The 25,943-nt window shown below is 48.1% G+C and carries 25 protein-coding genes; 18 read left to right on the top strand and 7 right to left on the bottom strand.

Annotation, left to right across the window (positions count from 1 at the left end; translation table 11 throughout):
• The first annotated feature begins 270 nt into the window (after positions 1 to 270).
• The gene (locus tag ACLBLI_RS05085; RefSeq protein WP_414830059.1) at positions 271 to 1,308 is read left to right on the top strand and encodes a DUF3549 family protein; all 1,038 of its coding nucleotides are present in this window, start codon (positions 271 to 273) and stop codon (positions 1,306 to 1,308) included.
• Complete coding sequence (locus ACLBLI_RS05080) at positions 1,309 to 1,614, top strand: DUF3301 domain-containing protein (protein WP_414830058.1); 306 nt, start codon at positions 1,309 to 1,311, stop codon at positions 1,612 to 1,614.
• A 1,170-nt stretch (positions 1,615 to 2,784) separates the two neighbouring features.
• Here the strand turns inward: ACLBLI_RS05080 and ACLBLI_RS05075 are convergent.
• A complete protein-coding gene (locus ACLBLI_RS05075; RefSeq protein ID WP_414830057.1) occupies positions 2,785 to 3,435 on the bottom strand; it encodes a GNAT family N-acetyltransferase in 651 nt (216 codons plus the stop codon).
• 146 nt (positions 3,436 to 3,581) lie between these two features.
• Positions 3,582 to 3,941 (bottom strand): DUF3192 domain-containing protein, encoded by a 360-nt coding sequence (locus tag ACLBLI_RS05070; protein ID WP_414830056.1) that lies wholly within the window; start codon positions 3,939 to 3,941, stop codon positions 3,582 to 3,584.
• Between the two features lie 497 nt (positions 3,942 to 4,438).
• Between ACLBLI_RS05070 and ACLBLI_RS05065 the strand changes: the two genes are divergently transcribed.
• Positions 4,439 to 4,723, top strand: a complete 285-nt coding sequence (locus tag ACLBLI_RS05065; RefSeq protein ID WP_414830055.1) for a hypothetical protein — start codon at positions 4,439 to 4,441, stop codon at positions 4,721 to 4,723.
• A gap of 59 nt (positions 4,724 to 4,782) precedes the next feature.
• On the opposite strand, the gene syd is transcribed toward ACLBLI_RS05065, so the two are convergent.
• The gene (gene syd, locus ACLBLI_RS05060) at positions 4,783 to 5,316 is read right to left on the bottom strand and encodes a SecY-interacting protein (RefSeq protein WP_414830908.1); all 534 of its coding nucleotides are present in this window, start codon (positions 5,314 to 5,316) and stop codon (positions 4,783 to 4,785) included.
• 86 nt (positions 5,317 to 5,402) lie between these two features.
• Here syd and queF point away from each other — a divergent pair, with 86 nt between their 5' ends.
• The 7 genes from queF (at position 5,403) to ACLBLI_RS05025 (ending at position 13,014) form a co-directional block, all read left to right on the top strand.
• Positions 5,403 to 6,251, top strand: a complete 849-nt coding sequence (queF, locus tag ACLBLI_RS05055) for an NADPH-dependent 7-cyano-7-deazaguanine reductase QueF (RefSeq protein ID WP_414830054.1) — start codon at positions 5,403 to 5,405, stop codon at positions 6,249 to 6,251.
• A 65-nt stretch (positions 6,252 to 6,316) separates the two neighbouring features.
• Positions 6,317 to 7,834 carry a GGDEF domain-containing protein gene (locus tag ACLBLI_RS05050; protein ID WP_414830053.1) on the top strand — a complete coding sequence of 506 codons (1,518 nt, stop codon included), beginning with the start codon at positions 6,317 to 6,319 and terminating at the stop codon, positions 7,832 to 7,834.
• A complete protein-coding gene (ppnN, locus tag ACLBLI_RS05045; RefSeq protein ID WP_414830052.1) occupies positions 7,831 to 9,195 on the top strand; it encodes a nucleotide 5'-monophosphate nucleosidase PpnN in 1,365 nt (454 codons plus the stop codon). The genes ACLBLI_RS05050 and ppnN overlap by 4 nt, the downstream gene beginning before the upstream one ends.
• 84 nt (positions 9,196 to 9,279) lie before the next feature.
• The gene (locus ACLBLI_RS05040; protein WP_218313235.1) at positions 9,280 to 9,654 is read left to right on the top strand and encodes a DUF3192 domain-containing protein; all 375 of its coding nucleotides are present in this window, start codon (positions 9,280 to 9,282) and stop codon (positions 9,652 to 9,654) included.
• Between the two features lie 8 nt (positions 9,655 to 9,662).
• Positions 9,663 to 11,315 (top strand): HDOD domain-containing protein, encoded by a 1,653-nt coding sequence (locus tag ACLBLI_RS05035; protein WP_414830051.1) that lies wholly within the window; start codon positions 9,663 to 9,665, stop codon positions 11,313 to 11,315.
• A gap of 242 nt (positions 11,316 to 11,557) precedes the next feature.
• A complete protein-coding gene (locus tag ACLBLI_RS05030) occupies positions 11,558 to 12,565 on the top strand; it encodes an isocitrate dehydrogenase (protein WP_414830050.1) in 1,008 nt (335 codons plus the stop codon).
• A 140-nt stretch (positions 12,566 to 12,705) separates the two neighbouring features.
• On the top strand, positions 12,706 to 13,014 hold the full coding sequence (locus ACLBLI_RS05025) for a ComEA family DNA-binding protein (RefSeq protein ID WP_414830049.1): 309 nt from the start codon (positions 12,706 to 12,708) through the stop codon (positions 13,012 to 13,014).
• Positions 13,015 to 13,192: 178 nt separating this feature from the next.
• On the opposite strand, the gene galU is transcribed toward ACLBLI_RS05025, so the two are convergent.
• From galU to wecA, 4 genes are all read right to left on the bottom strand, one after another.
• Positions 13,193 to 14,086, bottom strand: a complete 894-nt coding sequence (gene galU, locus ACLBLI_RS05020) for a UTP--glucose-1-phosphate uridylyltransferase GalU (protein ID WP_414830048.1) — start codon at positions 14,084 to 14,086, stop codon at positions 13,193 to 13,195.
• 537 nt (positions 14,087 to 14,623) lie between these two features.
• The gene (locus ACLBLI_RS05015) at positions 14,624 to 15,481 is read right to left on the bottom strand and encodes a glycosyltransferase family 2 protein (protein ID WP_414830047.1); all 858 of its coding nucleotides are present in this window, start codon (positions 15,479 to 15,481) and stop codon (positions 14,624 to 14,626) included.
• On the bottom strand, positions 15,478 to 16,365 hold the full coding sequence (locus ACLBLI_RS05010; RefSeq protein WP_414830046.1) for a glycosyltransferase: 888 nt from the start codon (positions 16,363 to 16,365) through the stop codon (positions 15,478 to 15,480). The genes ACLBLI_RS05015 and ACLBLI_RS05010 overlap by 4 nt, the downstream gene beginning before the upstream one ends.
• A 97-nt stretch (positions 16,366 to 16,462) precedes the next feature.
• Positions 16,463 to 17,524 carry a UDP-N-acetylglucosamine--undecaprenyl-phosphate N-acetylglucosaminephosphotransferase gene (gene wecA / locus ACLBLI_RS05005; protein ID WP_414830045.1) on the bottom strand — a complete coding sequence of 354 codons (1,062 nt, stop codon included), beginning with the start codon at positions 17,522 to 17,524 and terminating at the stop codon, positions 16,463 to 16,465.
• Between the two features lie 383 nt (positions 17,525 to 17,907).
• Here wecA and ACLBLI_RS05000 point away from each other — a divergent pair, with 383 nt between their 5' ends.
• From ACLBLI_RS05000 to galE, 8 genes are all read left to right on the top strand, one after another.
• Positions 17,908 to 18,270: a DVU3141 family protein gene (locus tag ACLBLI_RS05000; protein ID WP_414830044.1), complete on the top strand. Its 363-nt coding sequence runs from the start codon at positions 17,908 to 17,910 to the stop codon at positions 18,268 to 18,270.
• A 65-nt stretch (positions 18,271 to 18,335) separates the two neighbouring features.
• Positions 18,336 to 20,087 (top strand): polysaccharide biosynthesis/export family protein, encoded by a 1,752-nt coding sequence (locus tag ACLBLI_RS04995; RefSeq protein ID WP_414830907.1) that lies wholly within the window; start codon positions 18,336 to 18,338, stop codon positions 20,085 to 20,087.
• Between the two features lie 7 nt (positions 20,088 to 20,094).
• Positions 20,095 to 20,874 carry an ABC transporter permease gene (locus ACLBLI_RS04990; RefSeq protein WP_414830043.1) on the top strand — a complete coding sequence of 260 codons (780 nt, stop codon included), beginning with the start codon at positions 20,095 to 20,097 and terminating at the stop codon, positions 20,872 to 20,874.
• Entirely contained in the window at positions 20,871 to 21,530 is a 660-nt protein-coding gene (locus ACLBLI_RS04985) for an ABC transporter ATP-binding protein (protein ID WP_414830042.1), read from the top strand. The genes ACLBLI_RS04990 and ACLBLI_RS04985 overlap by 4 nt, the downstream gene beginning before the upstream one ends.
• 18 nt (positions 21,531 to 21,548) lie before the next feature.
• Positions 21,549 to 22,661, top strand: a complete 1,113-nt coding sequence (locus ACLBLI_RS04980; RefSeq protein WP_414830041.1) for a capsule biosynthesis protein — start codon at positions 21,549 to 21,551, stop codon at positions 22,659 to 22,661.
• Positions 22,662 to 22,955: 294 nt separating this feature from the next.
• Positions 22,956 to 24,407 carry a peptide MFS transporter gene (locus ACLBLI_RS04975; protein ID WP_414830906.1) on the top strand — a complete coding sequence of 484 codons (1,452 nt, stop codon included), beginning with the start codon at positions 22,956 to 22,958 and terminating at the stop codon, positions 24,405 to 24,407.
• A gap of 95 nt (positions 24,408 to 24,502) precedes the next feature.
• On the top strand, positions 24,503 to 24,802 hold the full coding sequence (locus ACLBLI_RS04970) for a DUF6170 family protein (protein ID WP_414830040.1): 300 nt from the start codon (positions 24,503 to 24,505) through the stop codon (positions 24,800 to 24,802).
• Entirely contained in the window at positions 24,799 to 25,818 is a 1,020-nt protein-coding gene (galE, locus tag ACLBLI_RS04965) for a UDP-glucose 4-epimerase GalE (protein WP_414830039.1), read from the top strand. Before ACLBLI_RS04970 ends, galE begins: the two co-directional genes overlap by 4 nt.
• The last annotated feature ends 125 nt before the right edge of the window (positions 25,819 to 25,943 follow it).

The raw sequence follows: 25,943 nt of genomic DNA, 5'->3' as shown, positions 1-25,943 counted from the left end.
CGCAAGTATAACGGCTCTGCCTGCAAATGTCGCTCAGGACGCCTCTCCCCTTTATTATCAGGATACATTTTCGCTTCGAATGAAGTACCAAACGCCTGTGATAACTCGCTACCTGTGAGGTTACTTAAACGCTTCCAGGCAGTTGAGACACGTGCTGATGTGTTGTGAAAGACGAAGTTCATGCGACAGAGGCATCTCGTCCAATTACTGGCCTAACAGGATACAGGTTGATAGAATACGGCGCCTTTTACGCCGGAGTATGAAACGTCTATGAGCGCTGCCAGCATCGAATCAATCAGTGAATTTTTACTTCACGCCGGAACGAATTTCCGGGTGCTAGATCTTGGTCGGGGACTGGATGAACTGGATACGCAGACATTTCTGGAGATTGAAGGGGCGCAAATGCCGGCCCCAAAGCCACGTCAGCAACACGCCTGGTTTGCGATTGTATTTTGGAATACGCAGGCCGCAACGCAACATTATATCTGGTTTCTCAAGCTACCATTAGACGAGCGCGGGCTTGTGGTGAGTGCATCCAGAAATCATTTTCTGCAAATAATCATTGATGCATTAGGGTCGAGTCTGGCCGATGACACCGAAAATGCACAGACACTTCCGGATAATCCCTACTCTTTTGTGCCGCCACAACGTCTGATGGCGCAAACGAATGCCAAGATAAAGCAAATGCTGTCACTGCCCGCCTCATCAGGCTTTGACCTGGCAAAAAACTATATACAGGCTCCTGGTGTGCAGGACTGGCAACAGATCCCCGTTCAGGGAATTGCTGATCTGGCGTATCAGCTTGATGGCGAGCTCGGTGACACTGTTGCCGACCGCTTTAGCGCGTTAGCGCCAGCGTTCAGAGACGCGCTGATGGAATCTTGTGAAGTGGTTCCTGTATCCGAGTCACTTTTTCGAGCATTTGAAAGCGTCTTGTACACTCCCGATGGCCTGAACTTATCGGCGCTAAGAGGGCTGGCGCTACCAGTCAGAGATACTCGCGTCTGTTCTGTTATTGACGACGTTCTGCAATATGACGGTTTGGATATAGACACATTAAGTGTGCTGGCTGCACGTCACTTCACACAGCTTGACGCGCAGCGGATCAAGCTATTTTTCGAACAAGCCGCCAGGGTAGACGAGGTCACACGAATGCAAGGCGCTTTGTTCCAGGGCTTCTTTGCTGATTTGGTCCAAGTACCTGCATTACGATCACAGGTACTGGGAGTATTACGTGACGACGCGCGCAGTTCACGCCTTAGCAGCGCCATTGGTGCGTTGTTCTCACAAACACAGCAGGTAAAATAAATGACATTAGGTGAACTTACCCTGTGGCTGATTATCGGGCTTGTCGTTTTTCAGTTCTGGCGTATCCGCAGTATCAGCGAGAAGGCCAATGACTATGCCCGCCAGTATTGCGATCAGAATCAATTACAACTGCTTTCTGTGGCCAGACAGAAAACCCGTCTCTCTGGCAGGCATGGCAAACTGGATTGGTATAGTGAATTTATTTTCGAGTTTTCCGGTAACGGCGAGGACCGGTACAGCGGCTGCATGTATTTTATTGGTAAACAGGTCATTAAGACGTCACTGCCTCCCTACCGAATAAACTGATACTAGCCGCAAAAGCGGCAGAGCCTGCAGTCCGAAGAGCCACTCCAGAGCAGCTAGCCTGATCAGACAAACGCATCTGAGTTTTGTGCTCAAAGTTTGTGCGCGTCGCTATTGTTACCATGCGCGAGCCCCCGATGCCTGACCTGTTGCATGGGAAAACGCGTTCGATGACGGTTGTTGCCATCCTTATATCAAACTGCCTACATCCTGCGCAGTTATAACAGTCTCCTCATTTGTCGCTTCAATACATTCAAGGAAAGTACAGAAGATAACAAGGGCTAAGTCCGCCGGTATCGCCGGGCGGGTAAAGTTGCTGGCGTGGACGACAGAAAGCGATACCGTAATCCTATATCGCTATTAAGTTATCAGCTCTGCATGCTGCTCGTGCAATGTCTGCAAATACAAAAAAAGCGGTAGCAAACGCTACCGCTTCTTATGAATTTTGAGCTTCCTTCTCAGCGTTCCATTGCGACTAAAATCATCCAGATTCAAATCCTTATACGCCCCTTTCCTTCTTTTCTCACAACATCCTGTGCGAGCTACTCATCCTTAAGCAGGTCCCTTTCCCTTTTTCCTTATATTCACTGCACATCCTCCATGCAGCATTCTTCGTCCCTGAAGTTGTCCTTTTGCTAGTCCTTTCACAAATCCTTGTTTACATCCTTTAATACCACACATCCTGATGTAGCATTGCTCGTCCTGAGCTTGTCCTGCGACCTCCTGGTCGTGTTCCTCGTCATCCTGACTCTGACTTATCCTAAGTCAGTATCTTCATCCTGAAGGTGTCCCTGCAATCTTCCTGATTGAGTTCCCTGTCCATGCTTTCCTTTGTTATCGACCATCCTGCGCCGACATTCCCGTCCTGGGTTGTCCTGGGTTGTCCGTATGTCTTCCTGACTCGTCGTGTTTCCCTGTGACGATTACTATAGTAGAGCTACTGCTAAACTTTGCTACATGCAATTACAAATAATTTAAGGAGAAAAAGTGATCTACATTTGGCTATTATCTAAAAGCTTAATATTTTCAATGCCTTTAGACTAAAGTATAAAAAAATCGTCAGAAAAATTCGTTGGATATCTCACACTTTTGTAGGAAATGTCTTACACGGGAATGGGATAATTGAGAAACCGGGACGCTCAAACCTTGCGCTCCCGGTATAAAAGTCAGCAACTAGTTGCGAGGTCTGAACATTATATGGCCAGTGATGTGGCCTACTTCCAACGGCCCTATCATGTTGTACCGTCCATCGGCAAAAAATGACAGGCATTTAGGCAAGGTGACATAAACCGCAACGCCTTCGCTTTTGGCGTCTTCCTCAAGAACGCTGTCGATAGCGCCCATCAGGATATGTCCTAATCCATGATGCTGATAATCCGGATGCACCGCAATAAAACTCAGCATGTGATAATCTTTTGCCGGTACATTTGCACGCACCCGCTCTTCTTTTTCAACCATTTGGCGGGTACCAAACAACCCGGCAGTCAGCAGCATTTTCAAACGCCAGTGCCAGTAACGACCTGCACCAAAAGCTGCGTCAGGGCTCGTCAGGCATGCTACAGCCAATAAGCGGCCATCATCAAACAACCCCACCATAGGCTGTCGCGACACCCAAAAAGCATTAAGTTCTTCCCTTATTGCTGAACGCAGGCGGCTTTCATAGCCCTCTTTTTCAGCCTGGAAAATATCGACAAAGAGCGGATCATCAAAGTAAGCATTATACAGCAGAGATGCAGCCACCTTAAGATCGTCAGCACTGAGATAGACAGCCTTGATGTTGTCCGGATTTACCGGCGATATTTTTGCAGCTGCTGCAGAAGTCATAACCCTCTCCTTTTTCGCTATAGTAACGTGCTGTAGTGAAACAACCTGGCAGGTCACTTTTCACACAACAGAATACGCACTGTAGCGAAAAAAGGAGTGGATGTTAACTTAATGTTAACTTTTGGCGTTATTTAAACACACTATCATCAGATATGCGCGTAAGCGCTGTCACCCCAACCGATTAGGCTGCCATTTTTAAATACCAGTGGCGTACACTCATCTTTTGTGGTCAGACCATCTTCCATCGTACGTTGGGTACGGTAGAACAACACCCGGTAGGTCCCGTCTGACTTCTGGTGCAGCTCGTTAAAGTCTGCAACCCCCATTTTCCTTACAATAGATTCATAAGTCATATCCAGCTCGAGTTGTGAGATATGCTTGCGGTTGTTGTATTCGCGGTCTTCCCAGTCTTGCGAGTATTTACTGTCATTATCGCCACTTACGATAACGCAACCAGACAACATAACGGGAGCAGTGAGTGCGAGTAGCAGAGCCAAATTTTTCATTGTTATTCCTTATAGAAGTAATGCTTGTGCTGTGCAGGAATAAACAAAAACAAGGCCAATTTATAAATCATTGATTTTGTTGCATATGAACAAAAACCTACCAGAGAAAATAACGCTTAAAATTGCAGAATAGACTAATAATTAGCGAAAAAAGCCAACACAAAGGAACAACAGGATCCGTTAATCTGTCGTGGCATCCGGCTATTGACTAAACGCCAGAGCCAGCGATAACTTCAGGCCTTTTGCTGTGCAATGCCAATAGCTGGGAACCGGAACAGAAACTAGCGACACTTGATTTTCTGTCAGTGAAGTAGGCATGTTTTCCCGACTGTACCGCGCTAGCGAGGAAGCCTTAACTGAAAACGTTAATGTTACCTGGAATTTTCTGTGTCAGAACCTGGTTTAGGGTAAGGTTTGAGGCAGTGTTACAGTAAAATGAGTTGAGTTTATAATGCCTTTTTGTAAGCTATCTGCAAATTCTCTTATCACTAATCTTTATGCGAGATAACGACCTGATCCAAAAACTCGTCATGTTTTGTCACCAGATTGCCAATGAAGGAGGCACACCAAGTATCGCCTTATTGCGGGCAAAAGCGCCATTTAAGGTAAGTGTGACTCAGGCTATTGACGCTGTGAAAGCGTATCAGGCGAGTAACAAAAAAACCTCTGCCGATACCAGCAACAAGGATGAAACAATCACGCGTCTTGAGAAAAGAGTGGCAGCCCTTGAAGGTGCGGTCGCTACGTTAGAAAAACGACTCAGCGACTGGCAAAAGGAATAATCCGCAAATTGCCTCTGTCAGCGCGGTTAGCTATGGCAGAGGCAGAATTAACCTTTACGTTAGCGCGGCGACAGCCCTGACAGAAAAGAGAGCAGATCTTTTGCAATGGGTTTAACAGGTACTTTTCCAACTTGTTCCAGCATGACGCTGCCGCTGTCATTGTCCACCGTCAGTATAAAATCATCTTCATCGGTTAGCGCAAAGAAAAGGGTTGGAGGCTGCTTAAGCCGCTTTTTCATTAGCAGGTGACCTATGAGGTTTTGCTGAAGCCGTTCAAAATCGTCTTGATTCCATACTTGCAATAACTCACAGTTGCCCTGCTCAGCACTGGCTGGCAGGTTCTCGCTGTAGTAACGTGTGAAATAGGCGCAATATTGCGGATCCAGCGTAAGATCCAGAGCGGATTCCACATTCCTGAAGTGGTTCTGTTGGGTCTGACGTACCGGAGACCACGGCACCATAGCCCCCGGTTCAGCGGTTTGCTCATAGCAGGGAGACGGCCACTCGGGGTCAAACTCAATGGTCATATCATTGTGTTGTTGTCTGAATCGGGCAATGAAGTCGTCAAGGGCAGTATCAAGGGTCATTGTCATTATAGGTGTGTAAGCTGTTTTGCGGTACACTATCGTTCATCCTGACAAAGTCAAGTAAGCCAGAATTTCCTAAAGTGTAGTGTAGTATGAGCGAAAAAAAGAATTCAACGCCCTTTGATGTGCCTGAAGGCCTCACCTTAGGTCAGTCCGTCAGCTATGAGTCACAGTATAACCCGGCTCTGCTGCAGGGGGTGCCGCGCAAGCTGAATCGTGACTCAATTAACCTGACACCTGAAAACTTACCGTTTGATGGCGTGGATGTCTGGACCGGATATGAGCTCTCCTGGCTGAATCCTAAAGGGAAGCCATGTGTGGCGATTCTGGAATGCAGCGTACCGGTAACATCACCAAACCTCATAGAATCCAAGTCCTTTAAACTTTATCTAAACAGTTTTAACCAGACTTGCTTTACTGATGAGCATGAGGTTGCCCGCACCATCAAAAACGACTTATCCGCCTGCGCCGGCAGCGAACTTGACGTCAGCATTTATCTGCCGGACAGCTTTGGACAGCTTCAGATGATTGAACCTGAGGGGGATATCATCGACAATATTGATGTTGAGATTACCGCTTACCAACCTGACGCGGCGCTGCTTAAAACAGCAAACCATACCACCAAAGAAAAACTGGTAAGTCACCTGCTGAAGTCTAACTGCCTGATAACCAGCCAGCCGGATTGGGCCACTATCCAGATACATTACGAAGGCCCGGCTATTGACCATGCCTCCTTGCTGAAATATCTCATCAGTTTCAGGCAACATAACGAGTTTCACGAACAGTGCATTGAGCGAGTATTTTGTGACATTCTAGAGCAATGTCAGCCTGAAAAGCTGACGGTGAATGCACGCTATACCCGACGCGGAGGTCTTGATATCAACCCATTTCGGTCAAATTTTGAAAAGCCCTATCCGAATCATAGACTTGCCAGACAATAAAGCGGAAGAACCGCCAATTGTGTGTCACACTAGTAGAAGACTCACCTGCCCGGAGATGAATTAGGATGGATGGCAAGCAACTCCAGTCACTTAAAGCCCACACGGAAACATTATCGCGCTTTATTATCAGGTTGAGTAAGTTTTATGAAGGCATGTCTGAGGACATTGATGCAGAACTGCAAACCCTTCGCGGCCATCTGGCTGGTTCTCCGAATTTCACGCTTGCCACCGTCAGCATTAACAAGCTCAATACCAAACTCCAGAGCGCCGGAGATGCGGCAGACGATCTTATTCATAAGGCGCTTAGCGACCTTGAACGTGACGTTAAACAGTTTCAGCAGGCACTGTCGGCAGATCCTGTTGTACAGCAAACCGCGACACAACTTCTGGTAAAACTCCATCAGCCTGCCGGAGATTTATTTAATACTCTGGCGCTTTATCAGCGTGCAAGTCAGTTTTATGCCTCAGGTATCAGAAAACCCCAAGGTGCAGATGACGCTGCGAACCTCCCCGGACAGGCGGCAAAAAGTGCACATTATGAGGCCATTCTGGAAGAGCTTAATCTGCTCATAGACAATTATTCCCGCAAACGCCCGGATGACTTACAACTGGCGCGGTTGAAAGCGAGATTATTGCATGGAATGAGCGAGGATGAATTGCTGAAAAGCTGCGTACTTATTATCCGTATGATTGTACAGGAGGCCATGTCTGAAGCCAGCTTGTCGGGCAAGGTCATTCAGAGCCTGCACAAAAGCCTTGGGCAAATTAATCAGAATGTCAGTCAGACAATTGATATATCCAAAGCCAGTTTCGATGCCCGAAAAGCTGCCAACATTCAGCTAAAAGCACAGCTCGACACTATTGAGGATGCGGTAAAACAAAGTGAATCGCTTGAAAAGCTCAAACACCAGGCTCAGGATTACGTGAAGTCGCTGGCATCGACACTGTCAAAGAGAGAGCAGGCTGATCAGGACGAGCAGCATGAACTGATGAAATTACTGGCGTCAATGCAAAGCCAGTTAACTCACTTGCAGACTCAAACACAAAATTACCGCAAAAAACTGGCCGAACAAATTCTCTCCAGCCAGACCGATGCGCTCACTCGTCTTCCAAATCGCCAAGCCTACAATGAGCGCGTTGAGCGTGCTTTTGAACTGTTTGAGAGCAGGCAGCTACCCTTGGCCATTGCAGTAGCTGATATCGATTACTTCAAGTCTATCAATGACCGGTTCGGCCATGCCGCTGGCGACAAAACACTGCAAGTCGTTGGCAGGCATTTCCGTAAGAAACTGGGAAGTGAAGATTTTATCGCCCGCTGGGGCGGAGAGGAGTTTGTGATGCTGCTGCCTGGGCTGTCGCCACAGGCATTATTTGTAAAACTGGATGAGCTGAGAGATTCACTGGCGCGTACACCGTTCAAGTTTAAACAGGAAAAAGTGACGATTACCGCGTCATTTGGCGCCACGTGTCTAAAACCCGGAGATACGCCGGATGAAGCATTCAATCGCGCAGACAAATTCCTTTATCAGGCCAAGCATGATGGCCGCAATTGTGTTGTCACCGACCAGGACGAGGTGTTATGAAAAAAGTGCAGTTAAATCCCGTAGGATGGATGAGCCAGTTATCGCAGGTCGAGGTGTCTCAGCTTCAGGACACGACGCATAGCGATCTGTACGACATGTTCAGAAACTGCTGTCTTGCGGTGTTGAATAGTGGCGTGGATGAAGACGATTATGAAATGCTGTTTGCGCCCTATGAAGACTTCGATATCAAACTGATTCGTCGCGAGCGAGGCGTCAAAATTGAATTGGTAAACCCACCAGAGGTTGCATTTGTCGATGGTAAGCTGGTACGCGGCGTTCATGAACATCTTTTTGCCGTTCTCAGAGACCTGCTTTACATGGGCAATAAATATGCTTTTATGCATAAATCCGCGCCTCTGGACAGCACCAGTATCACCGACATGGTCTTTGATATGCTGCGTCACGCTAAAGTATTAGAAGGCAATGATGAGCTCAATACGATTGTGTGCTGGGGTGGTCACTCAATAAACCTGACCGAATACAAGTATACCAAGGAAGTCGGCTACCAGTTAGGTCTGCGCGAAATGAATATCTGCACCGGATGTGGTCCGGGTGCCATGAAAGGCCCCATGAAGGGTGCCGCGATTGGGCACGCCAAACAGCGCTACAAAAACGGCCGTTATATTGGCATTTCCGAGCCCAGCATCATTGCCGCCGAACCGCCCAATGCCATCGTTAATGAGTTAGTCATCATGCCTGACATTGAGAAGCGTCTGGAAGCGTTTGTTCGGGCTGCTCACGGTATTGTGATTTTCCCTGGTGGTGTTGGCACCGCGGAAGAGCTGCTTTACTTACTCGGGATCCTGATGAATGAACGCAATGCACAACAGCCGTTTCCGGTAATCCTCACCGGCCCGGCAGGTTCAGAGGGTTATTTTGAAGCCATTGACGAATTTGTGGGCGCGACACTGGGCAAAGAGGCGCAAAGCAAGTACCAGGTTATTGTTGATGATCCTCAGGAAGTCGCTCGCACATTGCGTGCTGGCCTGGAAAGAGTGGACAAGTACCGACGCGCTATGGGGGATGCATTCAGCTTCAACTGGTCGTTAAAAATTGATGAGCCATTTCAACAGCCGTTCATCCCCACTCACAAAACCATGAGTGAACTGGCACTTCACCACAATCAAAGTACAGCAGAACTCGCTGTGGTGCTGCGTAAAGCCTTTTCCGGGATTGTCGCGGGTAATGTGAAAGCCGAAGGCATCAAGCAAATCAAGGAACATGGTCCGTTCAGTCTGACGGGCGATCCGGCGTTGATGACCCGCATTGACGGATTACTGAAATCTTTTGTTGCACAACAACGGATGAAGCTTCCAGGCAGTGAATATCAACCCTGTTATACAATTTCCCGGGGGAAATGACAGATCTGGTTACGTTTTTTGCGTTCCTTATGGTGGCGCTTTTAGGGTACACTACATTCAGATGTTCTAAGAAAGTGAAGAAGGATGAACAGTAAGGTTATTCGGCTGATAGTTTTGGGCGCAGCAGCGTATGCGTTGTTCGTATTTCTGGTACTCTCTTTTTATCCTGACAAACCAGAGAATATGGACTGGCAGGATCGCGAGGAGTACAACAAAGTTCAGATCACCAAACTGAAACTGGGAAGCACCCGAGAGGAAGTGCTGGCCCTGTTAGGCTCACCGGATATTACTGAGGCGAAAATGGAAAAAGGCACCACCATTCAGGTGATGTTTTATCGCACCCAGCACGTAAGGGCTGACGGACTCACCACACAAGATGAATGCACGCCATTATTATTTGAGAACGATACCTTAATCGCCTGGGGTGAAGGTGCCTACCAAAGCTATCAGCAGAGTTAGCGCTGGCGGTGGGACACCCCGGAATCACGGCGGTTGAAGCACAGCTCACTGCAGTCAGTAAGCTGGCCTGCACAAGAGGATTTGAAGACGATCTTCCCAACGCTTGTCTGAAAGCCGCTACAAAAGCGATGCAACTTTGCCGCTCAAACCCTGACGTTGTCCTGGCACTTTTACAACTACCAGGGCAGGATGACGAGAACTTAGTGCCTGTCTGCCGGCCACTCCTTATGACCATCATGCTTGGCATGGATCAACACCTTAACGAGCATACGCTGCAACATCTTTCTGCAGCAGTCATACTTGCAGCAGTAAGCAATAATGACAGTCCAAAAGTTAATCAACGAGACATGCGTCATCTAATTCAGCGATTTCGAAAGCGAGGGCTTTTTATCTGGCTGGATATAATATTGGTACGCAAAGCACTCGCTGGACATAAAGCATTGCCGCTATTGCGCCGTCCAGCACTGAATCGCTATCAGCGTCTTGCATTAATTGCCGGCACACTCGCAAAACATCTGCCGTTTCAACCGTTGGTCATTCTGCTTCGAAAGCTGAGCGCTGTTCTCCCATCCTCGTGTCATCATGAGTTAACTGCACTGCTACGAATTCCCGGGGAAAACCAGCCCGGTCAAAGAGTGATAATTCAGGGCGTGCCTGCTGTGATCCTGGCGGTTAGGGGACAACATGCTGCTATCGTGAGAACTCGCGAGCAAACTCATGATACAACTTCTCATGAGTGGGTGAAGGTAGAAATGCTGATGCCAAGCGCGCGCCAGCCAATACCATTTACTCGCTGGCTTGCACATTACGAGCAGTGTCAGCCCGATAAGGATGCAGCAAGCGATACTGGCCCATTCCGTCAGGTTTATCCAATAAATCGTCCTCCAGCCCGCTTGCTTCAAATCATCGATATGCTACAGGCAGAGAGTACTGATATTGATGATCTCTGTGAGCTAATTCAGAAAGAACCAGTATTCAGTGATTTCCTCCGTCTCTCTGCCAGCAGTGATAACCGGCTTCAGTTGCCGGTTCAAAATCTAAAGCAGGCGGTGCTCACTTATGGCACAGCGCGCGTTGGCGACATGCTCACTCAGCAGGCAGTACAAACCAGACTGAATCAACACACCTATCCATTAGTGGCGCAAGTGCGACACTTTACTGTTCTTGTCTCTGCAGTGGCGGCGCAGTTATCTGTGCATACTGAAACCCGTTTTACCAGTCAGTCTGCCGCACTGGTGGCCACATTTTTAACAGCTCCCCTTTCCATGTTGCCGGAAATGAAAATAGTCAGTAAGTTGCCTGTCAACCACGAAAAATACCACGATATACAGTCGCTGATGGCGGTGAAAGGAACAGAGAACTGGCAAACACTGGTTTCAGATCTTGCACAGGGCTGGCATCAACCGGCTACTTGGCGCGCCCTTTTGTATCACACCGGTAAGCTCCCTGCAGATGTGCCACGCTCGCTGCAAAAGGAGTACAGTCTGCTTTGCCTCGCAGTTTACTGGTCAGCTGCCTGGATGTTCCGTGGTACCAGCGACGGTGGCTCGCTTCCCACAAAGATAAATCAGGCAATGACGATTACAGGGATAAGTGAACACCATATCACTGCAATCAGGGGGGAAATCGGGACATTGCTGTACTGCCCGGTAAATTTATGAGACTCGTTGCCAGAAAATAGGTCGGATGACTATAACTCGCTCTTCGGATCCTATAGAATACGCCTGATCTGGCCCGCAGCTTCAGATTTGAAGCGATACAAAAAGCGCAGTACGACCATACGCGCATATCCAACGACTCCCACGCACCGTATGATGTCACATCATTTGGCGCGATTGTTATGCCAGACTATGATTAGAAACCTAACGAACAAGTTTACAGAATTATCAGAGGATCCCTCCACATGACTCAGCAACGCATTACAGTCATTCGCGGTGATGGCATTGGCCCAGACATCATTGATGCAACAATTAAAATTCTGGACAAGGTAGGATGTGATTTTGCCTACGATTACGCTGACGCTGGGCTTATGGCGCTGGAAAATCACGGCGAGCTACTTCCTCAGGAAACCCTGGACCTGATCGCCAAGAATAAAGTGGCACTGAAAGGCCCGCTAACCACACCCGTTGGCGAAGGCTTCACATCTATCAACGTCAGCTTGCGTAAACAATTCAAGCTTTATGCAAATGTGCGTCCTGTACTTTCTTTCAAAGGCACGAAAGCACGTTACGAAGACATCGACATTATCACTGTGCGTGAAAACACGCAGGGTATGTACTCCGGCCTTGGACAAGTAGTTTCTGAAGATGGCAACGAAGCGGAAGCCATGAGTAAGATCACCCGCGAAGGTGCAGAGCAAATCGTAACATTCGCTTACGAACTGGCTCGCCGCGAAGGCCGTAAGAAAGTCACTGCCGTCCACAAAGCCAATATCCTGAAATCGACTTCAGGGTTGTTCCTGAAAGTGGCACGTGAAGTGGGTGAACGTTACCCTGACATCGAGTCTACCGAAATGATTGTAGATAACACCTGTATGCAGCTGGTTATGAACCCGCATCAGTTCGACGTTATCGTAACCACTAACCTGTTCGGCGATATCTTGTCTGATCTGTGTGCAGGTCTGGTTGGTGGGCTGGGTATGGCACCTGGCGCGAACATCGGAAAAGACTGCGCGATCTTTGAAGCTGTTCACGGCTCAGCTCCGGACATTGCCGGTAAGAATCTGGCAAACCCAACATCAGTTATCCTCGCTGCTATTCAGATGCTTGAATACCTGAATATGGGTGATAAAGCTGAAAAAATCCGCAGTGCACTGAAAGACGTTATCGAAAGCGGTGACAGAACCACTCGCGATCTGGGTGGCGAAGCCGGAACTACGGAGTTTACTCAGTCAGTATTGGATCGCCTGTAACTACAAGCGCAATCTTATATTTCAAAGCGGGCCTTCTGGCCCGTTTTTTATACCTGTACAAAAACCAGACTAGACGCCCCTCGCCTTTGCACTACAATCCGATTTGTACATTGATGTACATAACCCATTAAGGATTGATTATGAAGAAACTACTCCCCGTTCTCATGCTGGCAAGCGCCGGTGCGTTTTGCTCTCTACCTACGCCGGTGCAGGCAAATGACAGTGCAGGCTCGCAGATTCAACAGGCAACGCTGGACTTAAACTCTGCAACAGTTGAGCAGCTTATGATGTTGCCCGGCATTGGAAAAAGCAAAGCTCAGGCAATTGTTGATTATCGCGAAGAAGTAGGCCGGTTTGTAGAGGTAGCTCAGCTTACTGAAGTCAGAGGCATTGGAGAAAAGCTGCTTGCGAAAATCGAGTCGCAGGTGAAGGTCGCGCAGGTGCATTAAGTCGCTTTCGCAATCTGCTCTGGTAGCAGCCAGTCAGATACCTGTCTGCGTCCTGCTTAGCTGCTTGACGATGATAAATATCAAAGTTAGTCACATGTATTGACGATTGTCAGCGTGATGGCAGGCGATACAAAAAAGGCTCCCAAAGGAGCCTTTTTCACTGCCAATGAATGTCTGTTCAGACTTTCAATGTAGAAAGGTATTTCTTAAACTCGTCGGCCAGTGCAGGATGACGTAACGCATATTCAACGTTTGCCATCATGTAACCTAGCTTACTTCCGCAATCGTGGCTCTTACCTTTCATGTAGTAGGCATCAACCTGTTCGATTTTCATTAGTGCGTCAATGGCATCAGTCAGTTGCACTTCACCGCCGGCGCCCGGCGGCGTGTACTCGAGCAGATCCCAGATTTTTTCCGACAATACGTAGCGACCTACAATCGCAAGGTCCGACGGCGCATCTTCCAGTGCTGGCTTTTCAACCATACCGTGGATCTTTGCTGAATCACCTTGCTTGATTGATGCACCATCAAGATCGGCAATACCGAACTTAGGGATATCTTCCTGCGGCACCTGTTCAACCATTACCTGACTGACGCGGCTGGTATTAAATTTCGCCACCATGTCTGCCAGGTTATCTTTTTTCGGGTTACTCGCCACATCATCGATAATGACATCAGGCAATACCACCGCGAAAGGCGCATCACCTACCAGCGGGCGGGCACATAAAATGGCATGCCCCAAACCGTTGGCTACACCTTGACGCACCTGCATAATCGTGACGTCTTTCGGGCAAATGGACTGAACTTCTTCTAAAAGCTGTCTTTTTACACGCTTTTCCAGAGTGGCTTCCAGCTCAAACGAAGTATCAAAATGGTTTTCGATACTGTTTTTACTGGCATGAGTCACCAGAATTATCTCTTTCACCCCAGCTGCCACACATTCATTGACAACGTATTGAATAAGCGGTTTGTCTACTACCGGCAGCATTTCTTTCGGAATGGCTTTGGTAGCAGGCAACATTCTGGTTCCCAAACCGGCGACCGGAATAACGGCCTTCTTTACTTGACTCATAGTTTTATGTCCTTGTACTGATAATCCACGACCAATCGCTTACTGATGCAATCCGCATTCCATCATACGTGCTGGCTCGAATAGTTTCCTGCCGTCGAGCAACTACGCTGCTGACAGCGCTCTGTTGTTTCATAATCAGGGTTCGATATCCCTGTCATCACGAGTATTTTGCTTCACAAAAAGCATGACACTCGCATATTAATAGTGTTTGGCGCGGCCGACTACGACCAAAGGTACACGGCTCTTTCATCTCCACCCATTACAACGTGACAAAAGCTTCTGCGCACACTGAAGTACTGAGCGGATAATTCATAGCCTCAGGAACCTACGGTGGCTCTTGTTTCTTAATTTTTGCACTGCGAAATCGCACCTGCACTGTCTTAGGGAAACCATCCCTTACCGAGGTCCGAGACGCAGACTGCTCTACGCTCTATACACTGCCACCCGGCTCTATTTCTAAAATCAGGGTGGATGAGTAAATTTGTCTTAGATTAGCGACATTTTTACTGAAAGCCAATGATTAAACGAAGGCATTTCCTAACCCAATTTACCGGTTTTTCCCCGCACTCCATCTAACAATCCTTTCACAAAATACCGCCCACGCGCCTGTCCGTCAGAGAAATGCCAACGATTCACCATCCAACGCAATGGTAGCGCCATGAGGTGGCGACACTTCCAGTAAAACGGAACATAAGAGCGTCGCGAAAGAAGAAGCACATTGCGTACCTGATAGTACAATCGAACCGGGCTACCTTGCTTAAACTCCAGCCCGCAAATTTTATGACGGGCGTCGCCCTGGCGGTGAGGCATTCCCACATCCAGTGCCTGATAAACTTTATAGCCTTGTTTACGTGCTCGCCAGCACCACTCATGGTCAACGCCATCTATAAACAACTCAGATTCTTTGGGGCCAATACGCTCAAATGCCGATGCAGGAATAAGCATCCCCGACGCAATAATCTGCCGTACTTCTGAGAGGTTATCCTTTATCGATAGCGCCTTTTGTAACTTCGGTTTGACCTGCTTATTAGAAAACTCACAAATTAACATTGGCCCTACGGCAGCCACGCGTTGCTCTGAGGCCATGACCGCCAGTAGATGTTCATGTAAACGTCGAACAATGCTTAGCGAAATCTTACTATCCTGATCAAGAATAAGCACTTCACTGCAACCTGCACGAACACAATCATGAATGCCACGGTTTTGCGCTTCAGCAATCCCGACATTGCCACCACAGAACAGGTAATGATGAGCGCTCGCCTCTGGCAATACAGTCTTGTCTGGAGAATTGTCCACCACCGTCACCCGAAGCTCACCGCCGGCGAGTTCGTTAATCATACGCGTTACATGCTCTTTATCGGGATGATAAAGAATAATGACGGCACCGATACTCAATGCTTTATAAACCTTTCAAGTAGATGTCTGTCGACCTTATACGCTAACTTTACCACTTGCGAGGGCATCAGACGCAAACCCAATACGGCTGTCGCATAAGTGAAATTCCAGAGGGTAATGCGATTTAAGCTTCGCATTGCATATAACCGGGCTTTGTATTCATTAATCGACTTGCCAAGGCCCCGACGTTTATAAAAATTATTCACTCTTCGAAAATGCAGCAACCTGTCTTTCAGGTTTCTGAATATGTAGCCCTGGCTGGCAAGCGTTATCCACAGAAAGTAATCCTGCGTATTTTTCAGTGTAGGATCGTAGGTAAAACCGTCGCGAAATACGTTATAGCGGATCACAACCGTCGGATGATTCAATGTGCATCGTCGTGGCAGCAAATGTGTGATTTGTCGATGGCCTGCAGGCATAACCCTGGCTCCGACCTTCTGCCCCTCTTCATTGACCTCTGTCAGTGCACTTCCTAACACCGCAATATTTTTGTGCTTGGTGAGGTAATTGATTTGACGTTCAAGTCGGTTTGGCATGCTGACATCATCAGCATCCATTCTGACAAAAAACATAGGATCGAATTTCTCGGCCCAGGCAATAATATTGTTCATACTAGCCGCCAACCCCATGTTTTCTTCATTCTGCGCGATGACTAGGCGGCGGTCTTCGAACGCAAGATCTTTAATCAGGTTCATTGTACGCACCGGTATCTCACCATCAATGACGATGACAAACAGAAAATCGGTGTATGTCTGTTGTAAAATGCTTTCCGCGGCCTGCTTTATCCAGTCAAACCTATCACCGTCATATACGCTCATCCCCACTACCGTCTGGATAGTGTCCTGATGAAAATGATCGTGAAGAACCGTGAATGCGCTCGCCAAAAAACACCTGTGTTTGGATTAGCCTGATGCCTTTGGCAAGCTAGCAGAAATGAGAGAGTTTTGCCCGGAAAAAACGCATATGCACATTATTGGTGCGCTATTTTGTTTTGCGTTTGAACAGGCGGATGATGGACCAAATATTCTGGATGACAAAACTGTATAACACTAATGTTCCGATAAAGCCCCAGAACATAATAGCATCAGGTACCATGAATACCTCACCCATGACCCCAATAAAACAATAACACGCCCCCAGGAACAAAATCGCAATAAGAGACTGACGAGAGCTTAGCCCGGCGCGCATGAAGATGTTGTGTAAGTGCTTACGGTCAGGGCGCAGCACAGATTGTCCCTTGCGCGCGCGTCGATACATAATCGCAGCCATATCCATCAGTGGCAGACCAATCAACCACACAGCAGTAATCGGTCTGAATGCAGCTTCTGCTCCCTGAGTGTGATCAACCAACAACCAAACAATGGTGAGGCCAACAAACATGCTGCCCGCATCGCCCATGAATATTTTATTACCTTTAAAGCCTTTCCAACTCAGGTTGAACGCAAGAAACGGTACAATGGCGGCAACAATGATCAGAGGTTCCATGATAGCCCCACCGTTACCGGTTGCCAGCAGGAAACCTACCACCGTCAGAAGCACAACCAAACTCATTCCGCCGGCAAGACCATCAATTCCATCTATCATGTTAAAGGCGTTAATCACCCCAACAACGCATACAATTGTAAAAAAGTAGCCAGCTAAACCGAGGTACACCTCGCCGGTTCCAAGGATATCTCCAAGTGACGTGATATAATTCTGCGCGCTCCAGGCCATGATTGATGCAACACCAAACTGACAAACCAGTCGGCCTTTAGCACTAAGGTCGAAACGGTCGTCCAGTGCACCAAGCAACACGATAAATGCCGAAGCGGTAAAGAAAAGCGGGTTATTTTTCATCCATACGTCAGTAGCAACACTGGCGACCAGTACAGCCATAAATATGGCGACACCACCCGTCAGTGGTACCATGCCAGCATGCTGCTTGCGTATGTTTGGCTGGTCGACCAACCCAAACTGATGAGCCAGTGGCGTCATGACAACCAATAGTATCAACGCAACAAAGAAGGCTGTGAACAGCGGCACAAACTGCAGATAGTCAAACATTTTACAATTGTTCCTGAGACACTTCTGCCATTGGACTATTAAGAATGCTACTGAAAAAAACGCGAAAAACTGAGGTCTGTTCCATCACAAATACTGCATCCTTTTTACTCACCCCGAGCCCCTTATAAACCAAACCACGGAGCATGGCTGAAAAAACCTGCATATAATAATAGACATTCAAAACAGAGACCACCCTTTTACTGTAAAAACTTTCAGAAGGGCCTTCCCGCCCTCCAAACAGCGACCTGTTTTCTCATCACGCGACGTCGAAATGCCGTAGTGGACAAAAATAGCGCAACCGTATGATGTTGCCCAACTCTACTACATGTATTTCGCGTAACTTATGTTATCCTACCGCCAGTTTGCGATATGGATATAACTCAATGAATCGAATACGGTCTTTTTTTCTCGCCGGAATCGCTACATTGCCGTGGTTAACAGGGTGTGCCTCTGCTCCCACTGCAGTTGAAGCCAACGTCCCCTTGGTACACTCATCACTAGCCTACACGCTGGATCGAGATGCAATAATTGCACCATCAGCCTCTACAACAGTGGGTCAGCGCGTCCAGCTTGACGGCAGTATATTTATGATTGATTCAGCCTACATATCTGCCAGTGGCGCTGAATGCCGCAGGTTACGGGTGCAGTCCGGTGACATCGCTCACGATGATGAACGTGTGATGTGTCAGCGTCGTGGGCAATGGGTAATGCTTGAGCCGCTGGTTAAAAGTATAGAGAGTTTGTGAACGTGATTTTAATCAACCATTCTGAAAAGTGGGCAATATCAACGATCTGTCTGCTTTTAGTAACAATGAGTTTCTCCGCTTTCTCGCAGACAGCAGAGCAGTTACAACAGTTGCAGCAACTGCAGTCGCAGCGCGCCGGCACCTCGTCTTCAGGTGTGGCGGGGCAGGCAGTGTCCCCGATGGCTCTCAACAGCCAACGCACGCTACCGGGTGCCAGCAGCAACCTGCCGTCGACGGGCCAGTACACCACACAGCCCCGCAACGGGCAAACATTGCCTGGCGAGCCCACCATCGAGACAGTTTTCCCCGCACAGGAACCAATGGCGAACCCGCCGTTTGCCGCAAACTTGTTTATTGGTGGCTTTGAGTCAGAGCGAACAACCGGTCAAAATGATAATTACCTCATTGCACCGGGTGACAAAATTTCAATCTGGATCTGGGGCGCTGTTAATTACTCTGACGTTGTGACAGTGGATAATCAGGGTAACATCTTTATCCCGAACATCGGTCCGATCCGCGTGGCAAATACTCCTGCCGGTACTGTAAACCAGACAGTGTCAAACCGGATCCGACAAGTTTACACCAACGATGTCAGTCTTTACGTAAATCTGCTCACCTCGACGCCGGTATCAGTGTTTATTGCCGGCCCGGTGTTGCGTCCCGGTCAGTATGCCGGCCTGGCCTCTGACAGTGTCCTCTATTTCCTAAAGCGCGCGGGCGGCATTGACTTTCAGCGTGGCAGTTTCCGTGAAATCGACGTTATCCGCGATGACAAAGTTATAGCCACCGCAGATTTGTATCACTTTTTCAGAAATGGAAAAATGCCCGACGTGTCGTTTAAAGATGGCGATACCATTCTGGTACGTCCAATTGGCAACACGGTTGTGGTAGAAACCGGTGCCAGAAACAGCTTCACTTTTGAATTTTCTGAGGAAGAGCTGGTAGGCGATGTGGTTAACTATTTTGCGCGTCCGGGGGAGTTTATCAGCCACGTATCCGTCGCCGGAGTAAGAAACAACAAAGCATTCGCGCGTTACCTGACGCTGGATAACTTTGCCAGACTTCCGCTGATGCCAGGCGATACAGTGGAATATGTTGACGATCACGAGCCACAAATTTACCGCATTAATGTTGCCGGTGCCCATAAAGGCGCGTCTCAGGTCATGGTGGACAAAGGGACCCGTCTGATGGACGTGTTGGACCATATCGCCATCGACCGCGACATTTCCGACATTCAAAGTATCTATCTGATGCGGGAAAGCGTCGCTGCTAAGCAAAAAGAAATTATCGAACAAGCGCTTGAGCGTTTAGAGCGAAGCGTCTATACCGCCCCCATCAGCTCGACTGGCGAAGGGTCGATACGTGTGCAGGAAGCGCAACTAGTCTCTGACTTTGTTGCCAGAGCACGCCAAATTGAACCTCTGGGTAAAGTGATAGTGTCGCAGAACGGCGAAGTCGCAAACATCTTATTAGAGCCCGGTGATACGGTTGTGATCCCGGAAATGACCGATTTGGTTCATGTAGGCGGCGAAGTCATGCTGCCACAGTCGGTCGTCTTTAACCCTGACGCCACAACCGAAGATTATGTGGCCTGGGCAGGCGGCTTCACGCAACGTGCAGACGATGACCGTATAATGGTGATCCGTAAAAACGGGACCGTTGATTTTGCCGCAATAGGTGATGAGGATGTGAATTTCGATGCCGGCGATCAGGTTGTCGTATTACCCGCTATCGACACCAAGTCTCTGCAGGCAATCAAGGATATCACCCAGATTATCTATCAGATTGCTGTTGCTGCCAACGTAGCGACCAACTAAGCGGCCGATGGTGACATTTAAAGAACAACTCTACGCATGGCGAACAGTGATATTTGCACTGTTCCTGCGTGAGTTGCAAAGCAAATTTAACGACAAGTTTGGTCTGAGCTGGGCGTTTCTTGAGCCGTTTGTTTTTATTTTTGCTTTATCCTCGATAAGGGGAATGTTGAAAGAGGGGGATATACATGGAATATCTCTCTTTCACTTTATGATGATTGGCTTAGTAGGTCTTCAGTCTTTTACCTCTGGGGTGCAAAGCGTTTCTACCTCAATAAGAAAAAATAAACCTCTTTATGCCTTCAGGCAAGTTCAGCCTATGTCGGCGATAATTACTGCTGGTTTTCTGGAGTTTTCCATTAAAGTAGTTGTAATTGCTCTATTAGCAATAGCGCTATATCTTATGGGTGATGGAATTACCGTAGAAAACTATTTATTGCTAATTTTTCTATTTTTTATGCTATGGATACTTTCAATATCCATTGGGCTAATTTTTGGGATTGTTGCCGCATTTATTCCTGAAATAGACAAAGTAAAGTCTATGATGATGCGACCCCTTCTCTTTATATCTTGCGTATTTTTTAGTTTACAGGATATTCCCAAAGAATATTGGCCCTATTTAACATGGAACCCATTAGTTCATTTCAACGAATTGGCTCGTTATGCCTGCTACCCGAGCTATGGTAATACGGGTGTAAGCATAAGCTTTATAACCGAAACAACCATCGGCAGCCTCTTTTTCGCCCTTTGCCTCTACCACATTACCTGGAAACGGGTACTAGCACGATGATTCGCATAGAAAACCTGACAAAGAGCTATCCGAGTAAGTTAGGACCTCAGTATATCTTTCGAAATCTTAATTTTGATTTTCCGACAGAGAATAACGTTGCCATTTTGGGTAAGAATGGTACCGGTAAATCGACACTATTCCGCTTACTGGCAAAAAGTGAATATCCCGATACTGGCCGGATAGTAACTAACAAAGCCATGTCCTGGCCGGTAGCGCTGCAGACCGGCATTCACCCCCAGATGACAGGCCGTGAGAACACCCGCTTCATTGGTCGCATCAACAATGTGCGATCACTAAGCGACTACGAAGAAAGGGTTCAGGAATTTGCAGAAGTAGGGAAACGTTTTGATCTGCCTGTCAGAACTTATTCCTCTGGCATGCGCGCCAAGCTGGTGTTTGCCTGTTGTATGAATATCGACTTCGATATTTACCTCATCGACGAGGCCACATCGGTCGGTGATCCCATTTTCAGAAAGAAAGCCCGAGCCAGCCTGAAAGAAAAAAGTGAACAAGCGGGCGTCATTATGGTCAGTCACGAACTGGACCAAATTCGCGAGTTTTGCACGTCTGCTGTGGTTATCGATGAAGGCAGGCTGACTTACTATGCTGACCTGGAAGAAGGCATCGACGTCTACACCCAGGAAAATAAAAAATAAATTAACAGGTATTAAAACGTGAAGGACACTCTTTTAAAAGTTAATGCGTTCGTCAAACAGCACAAGACGTTGTTGCTGGTGATGCCCTGGCTACTCTATGCCTTCTACTTAATTGTCTGGGCCGCCCCCCAGTATGAAAGTCAGAGCCAGCTCATTGTAAAGTCCAGTGAGGGCGGCAGCAGCTTCGATCCCTCATCCTTACTCATGGCCACAGTGTCAGGCTCTGCGGCCAGTGAGGAAAGCAAAATCGTCGAAGCCTACATTCAGTCTGCTGACATGCTTAATCACCTCGAAGACGCTATTCAGATTCGGGCGCATTACACCTCCGATGAAGCAGATTTATTCAGCGGACTGCCCTCTTCTCATAGCGAAGAGGATTTCTATCAATATTACCTTAATCACATTGACGTCACTGTCGATTCAACCTCTGCCGTTATTACCCTCAAGGCCCGGGCTTTTACCCCGGAATACGCTACGCTGATAAACAGCACAATTGTGGCTAAGGCTGAAGCGTTTATTAATGCCATCAATAATGATTTAGCAAAATCCAAACTGGTATTTGCCAAAGGGGAACATGCGATCGTGGAGCAAAAGCTCCAGCAAGCGAAAACCGACTTACTGGCGTTTCAGTCGAAATACGATGTTCTGGATCCAACTGCTGAAGGTGCCGCCTTTCAGCAAATTGCGTTTTCATTACAAGCCACGCTGGCCCAGAAAAAAGCTGAACTTCGCACTATGCGTACCATGATGTCAGAGACGGCACCGGAAATTATCAACACCAGAAGAGAAATCAGTGCATTAGAGCAGCAACTGGCAGAGCAAAAGGCGCGCATCAGCAATAATGAGGATACAGGTGCCCTCTCGGTAAGCGAACTAATGGCACAATACAGCAACCTGAAAGTCCAACTTGAGCTGGCTATACAGGCATTCTCCTCTTCTCTGATCACACTGGAAAATGCCCGCGTTGAGACTTATCAGAAGCTTCAGCACCTGGTGACCATAGAGTCGCCAACCAACCCGGATGACAACCAGTACCCAGAAGTCACTTACAACCTGACATTGTTTGCCGTCATTTTGTTAGTACTTTATGGGATTGTCAGGATCGTCATTGCGACCATCCGCGAGTTATAAGTTGCCGGTATTTCTCACAAAACGATAATTGCTACAGACACAAAGCCTGATCAGTCGGGGTGCAGGCTTTGTGCACCACACCGAGACAAATCCCCGTCTCATCTTGTGTCACGTTCCAACCTTTAGTATAACGACGTATCCTTGATGAGGACTTGATAATAACGCCGGGGCTATGACCTTCGTGCACTATAAAAAAGATAATCAAAACGGAACTCTATTGTGACTACAAAATCATCTAACGATACAAGCTTCTTTGGCCATCCAGGGGGCCTGCAAACGCTGTTTTTCACAGAAATGTGGGAACGGATGAGCTATTACGGCATGCGTGCCCTGCTGGTACTTTTCATGACGGCCAGCCTTCAGGAAGAGGGACTTGCATTTACCGTGGCCTCCGCCACCGCGATATACGGACTGTACACTGGTGCAGTTTATTTCATGGGCCTTCCCGGCGGCTGGATTGCTGACCGCCTGCTAGGCGGACAAAAAGCCGTGTGGTATGGCGGTATCATTATCATGTGCGGGCACATCGTACTTGCCATTCCCTCGCACAGTACCTTCTTCATCGGTCTGATTCTGGTGGTGCTGGGTACCGGATTACTCAAACCAAACATCAGTGCCATGGTGGGTCAGTTATACGATGACAAAGACAGTCGTCGCGACAGTGGCTATACCATTTATTACATGGGTATCAATATTGGTTCACTGATTGGCTATGGCGTGTGTGGATGGCTGGCTCCTAACTGGGGTTATCATTACGCTTTCGGTGCAGCCGCAATTGGTATGTTTATCGGTCTGGTTCAGTACCGCGCGACGACACCAAAGCTGGAAGGGGCTTCTGCTGAACCTACAACTTCCATGTCCGACAAAGCTAGAAAACGCAGCTGGAGCGTGATTGCACTGTTCCTGATTGGTCTGGCAGGGGTGACCGCCGCTACCAGCATGGGCGTTCTGATAATCGACCCCGTCGCGCTTGCAGCATACGTTGCGATGGCTTTCACACTGATATTTATCGTTTACTTTGGTGCAATCTTCTTCTTCGGAAGTCTGGATAGTGCAGAGAAAAAGCGAATGGGCGCCCTGCTGCTTATCTGTGTTGCATCAGCGTGTTTCTGGGCAGGCTTTGAACAAGCAGGCTCTTCGCTGAACTTGTTTGGCCGTGACTACACGGATCGCATCGTGGGAAGCTTTGAAATTCCGCCAGCCTGGTTTCAGTCTGCTAACTCTATTTTCATTATCCTGTTATCGCCGTTTTTCGCAGCACTTTGGATAAACCTGGGTAAGCGAATGCTGGACCCATCCTACGGCGCTAAATGTGCCATCGGCCTTATCATCATGGCAAGTGGCTTTATTGTTATGTTCTTTGCTGCGCAGCTTGCTGCGAGCGGTTTGAAAGTGGCGCCTTACTGGCTGGTGATGACTTACTTCCTGCACACTGTGGGCGAACTGTGTCTGAGTCCGGTAGCCTTAAGCGCGGTTAGTAAGCTCTCTCCAAAACGCTTTGCCGGTCAGATGATGGGAGTTTTCGTTCTTACCTACTCTATCGGTAACGTGATTGCTGGCCTGCTAGCTGGTAATTTCGACCCGAGCCGTCTGGATGAAATGCCGAACCTGTATCTGCAAATCAGCTTGTTCAGTATTGCAGTGGGTATTGTCGTTCTGCTGCTGTCACTGAAAACCCGCTATTGGGAAAAGCTGGCAGAAAAGGACCACCTTGACGAACCTCACCCGGTCTCGCAACAAGGTTAAGTGTTAAGGCGGTATCATGTACCGCACCAATTGCATACAATAACCGTTGGAGTATACGCTCCAGCGGTTTTTCATTTTTAAGGCCTGATAATCACATGCGACTGTATTTTACCACCCGCAACATTCCGGCTCTGAGCGGCTTGCCCTTGGAAGAACGTGTACACCGGCTGGAAAAAGCCGCCCGAAAACTCACTATTCCAGAAAAAACCCTACTGAATGTATTAAAGCTTTTGATCATTGTTCCGGTTTTCGCGCTTATACTGCGAACAGCGGAAAACTGGCATTCATTATTATGGGCCGCACTGGTATTTTTACTTTACCCGCTTGCAGTGAAACCGATACAGTACTCACTCTGTGCAAAATACCTGCCTGAACCTTCCAAGGAGAGAGAATGAAATCCATATTAGTAACCGGTGGTGCCGGTTATATCGGCAGTCACACCGTCTTACAGTTGCTTGAGCAGGACTATGCCGTCGTTGTTTTGGACAACCTTGCCAACTCAAGCGCTGAATCGCTGCGTCGCGTTGAAAGTCTGACCGGAAAAACGGTGACCTTTGTTCAGGGCGATATCCGTGACACCGCAGTACTGGATGATATTTTCAGCGAGCATGACATTCATGCTGTAATCCATTTTGCTGGCCTGAAAGCGGTTGGCGAGTCTGTACAAAAGCCCCTGGAATACTACGAGAACAACGTATACGGCACGCTTACGCTTTGTAAAGCCATGCGTAAGCACAACGTAAAGAATATCGTATTCAGCTCTTCTGCTACCGTGTATGGCGACCCAGCCTCACTGCCATTGCGTGAAAGCATGGCCACCGGTCACCCCACCAATCCTTATGGCATGTCCAAACTGATGGTTGAGCATGTGTTAACTGACCTGTATGCATCAGATAACGACTGGAACATTGTATTACTGCGCTACTTTAACCCGGTAGGTGCACACCCATCAGGACAGATTGGTGAAGATCCTAACGGTATACCGAATAATCTGATGCCTTACATTTCTCAGGTCGCTACCGGCAAACTGGAAAAGCTCAGCGTGTTTGGCGATGACTATAACACGCCAGACGGTACGGGCGTACGTGATTACATTCACGTAGAAGACCTCGCCAACGGCCACCTCAAGGCACTGGACAGACTGGCGCTCAATATGGGACTTGACACTTACAACCTTGGCACAGGACAGGGGTACTCCGTGCTGGAGATGGTAAAAGCCTTCGAGACGGCATCAGGAAAGAATATACCTTACAGTATTGCGCCTCGCCGCGGTGGGGATATAGCAAGCTGTTACGCTGATCCTACGCTCGCCGCAACCGAGCTGAACTGGCACGCAGAAAAAACGCTGGAAGAAATGTGCGCCAGCACCTGGCACTGGCAATCGAACAACCCAACCGGATATCCGAAGTAAACACTGTCTGGCAGGGCACATTTTGCCGACTACTCGGTTAATGACTTCCAGTTAGTTAAGATATAGTAATGTGCCTGACAGCGTGGTGTGATAAACCGTAATCTCAGGCAATAAAAACGGCACTT

The sequence above is a fragment of the Alteromonas sp. H39 genome (assembly GCF_047556435.1).
Lineage (GTDB): Bacteria > Pseudomonadota > Gammaproteobacteria > Enterobacterales > Alteromonadaceae > Alteromonas.
The sequence above is the reverse complement of the archived record's forward strand: the minus strand, read 5'-3'. Positions and strand labels throughout refer to the sequence as shown.

Excerpts from the sequence above, each read along its gene's own strand:
- ACLBLI_RS05085 (WP_414830059.1), top strand. The coding sequence starts at position 271 with ATGAGCGCTGCCAGCATCGAATCAATCAGTGAATTTTTACTTCACGCC.
- ACLBLI_RS05080 (WP_414830058.1), top strand. The coding sequence starts at position 1,309 with ATGACATTAGGTGAACTTACCCTGTGGCTGATTATCGGGCTTGTCGTT.
- ACLBLI_RS05075 (WP_414830057.1), bottom strand. The coding sequence starts at position 3,435 with ATGACTTCTGCAGCAGCTGCAAAAATATCGCCGGTAAATCCGGACAAC.
- ACLBLI_RS05070 (WP_414830056.1), bottom strand. The coding sequence starts at position 3,941 with ATGAAAAATTTGGCTCTGCTACTCGCACTCACTGCTCCCGTTATGTTG.
- ACLBLI_RS05065 (WP_414830055.1), top strand. The coding sequence starts at position 4,439 with ATGCGAGATAACGACCTGATCCAAAAACTCGTCATGTTTTGTCACCAG.
- syd (WP_414830908.1), bottom strand. The coding sequence starts at position 5,316 with ATGACAATGACCCTTGATACTGCCCTTGACGACTTCATTGCCCGATTC.
- queF (WP_414830054.1), top strand. The coding sequence starts at position 5,403 with ATGAGCGAAAAAAAGAATTCAACGCCCTTTGATGTGCCTGAAGGCCTC.
- ACLBLI_RS05050 (WP_414830053.1), top strand. The coding sequence starts at position 6,317 with ATGGATGGCAAGCAACTCCAGTCACTTAAAGCCCACACGGAAACATTA.
- ppnN (WP_414830052.1), top strand. The coding sequence starts at position 7,831 with ATGAAAAAAGTGCAGTTAAATCCCGTAGGATGGATGAGCCAGTTATCG.
- ACLBLI_RS05040 (WP_218313235.1), top strand. The coding sequence starts at position 9,280 with ATGAACAGTAAGGTTATTCGGCTGATAGTTTTGGGCGCAGCAGCGTAT.
- ACLBLI_RS05030 (WP_414830050.1), top strand. The coding sequence starts at position 11,558 with ATGACTCAGCAACGCATTACAGTCATTCGCGGTGATGGCATTGGCCCA.
- ACLBLI_RS05025 (WP_414830049.1), top strand. The coding sequence starts at position 12,706 with ATGAAGAAACTACTCCCCGTTCTCATGCTGGCAAGCGCCGGTGCGTTT.
- galU (WP_414830048.1), bottom strand. The coding sequence starts at position 14,086 with ATGAGTCAAGTAAAGAAGGCCGTTATTCCGGTCGCCGGTTTGGGAACC.
- wecA (WP_414830045.1), bottom strand. The coding sequence starts at position 17,524 with ATGTTTGACTATCTGCAGTTTGTGCCGCTGTTCACAGCCTTCTTTGTT.
- ACLBLI_RS05000 (WP_414830044.1), top strand. The coding sequence starts at position 17,908 with ATGAATCGAATACGGTCTTTTTTTCTCGCCGGAATCGCTACATTGCCG.
- ACLBLI_RS04995 (WP_414830907.1), top strand. The coding sequence starts at position 18,336 with ATGAGTTTCTCCGCTTTCTCGCAGACAGCAGAGCAGTTACAACAGTTG.
- ACLBLI_RS04990 (WP_414830043.1), top strand. The coding sequence starts at position 20,095 with ATGGTGACATTTAAAGAACAACTCTACGCATGGCGAACAGTGATATTT.
- ACLBLI_RS04985 (WP_414830042.1), top strand. The coding sequence starts at position 20,871 with ATGATTCGCATAGAAAACCTGACAAAGAGCTATCCGAGTAAGTTAGGA.
- ACLBLI_RS04975 (WP_414830906.1), top strand. The coding sequence starts at position 22,956 with ATGTGGGAACGGATGAGCTATTACGGCATGCGTGCCCTGCTGGTACTT.
- ACLBLI_RS04970 (WP_414830040.1), top strand. The coding sequence starts at position 24,503 with ATGCGACTGTATTTTACCACCCGCAACATTCCGGCTCTGAGCGGCTTG.
- galE (WP_414830039.1), top strand. The coding sequence starts at position 24,799 with ATGAAATCCATATTAGTAACCGGTGGTGCCGGTTATATCGGCAGTCAC.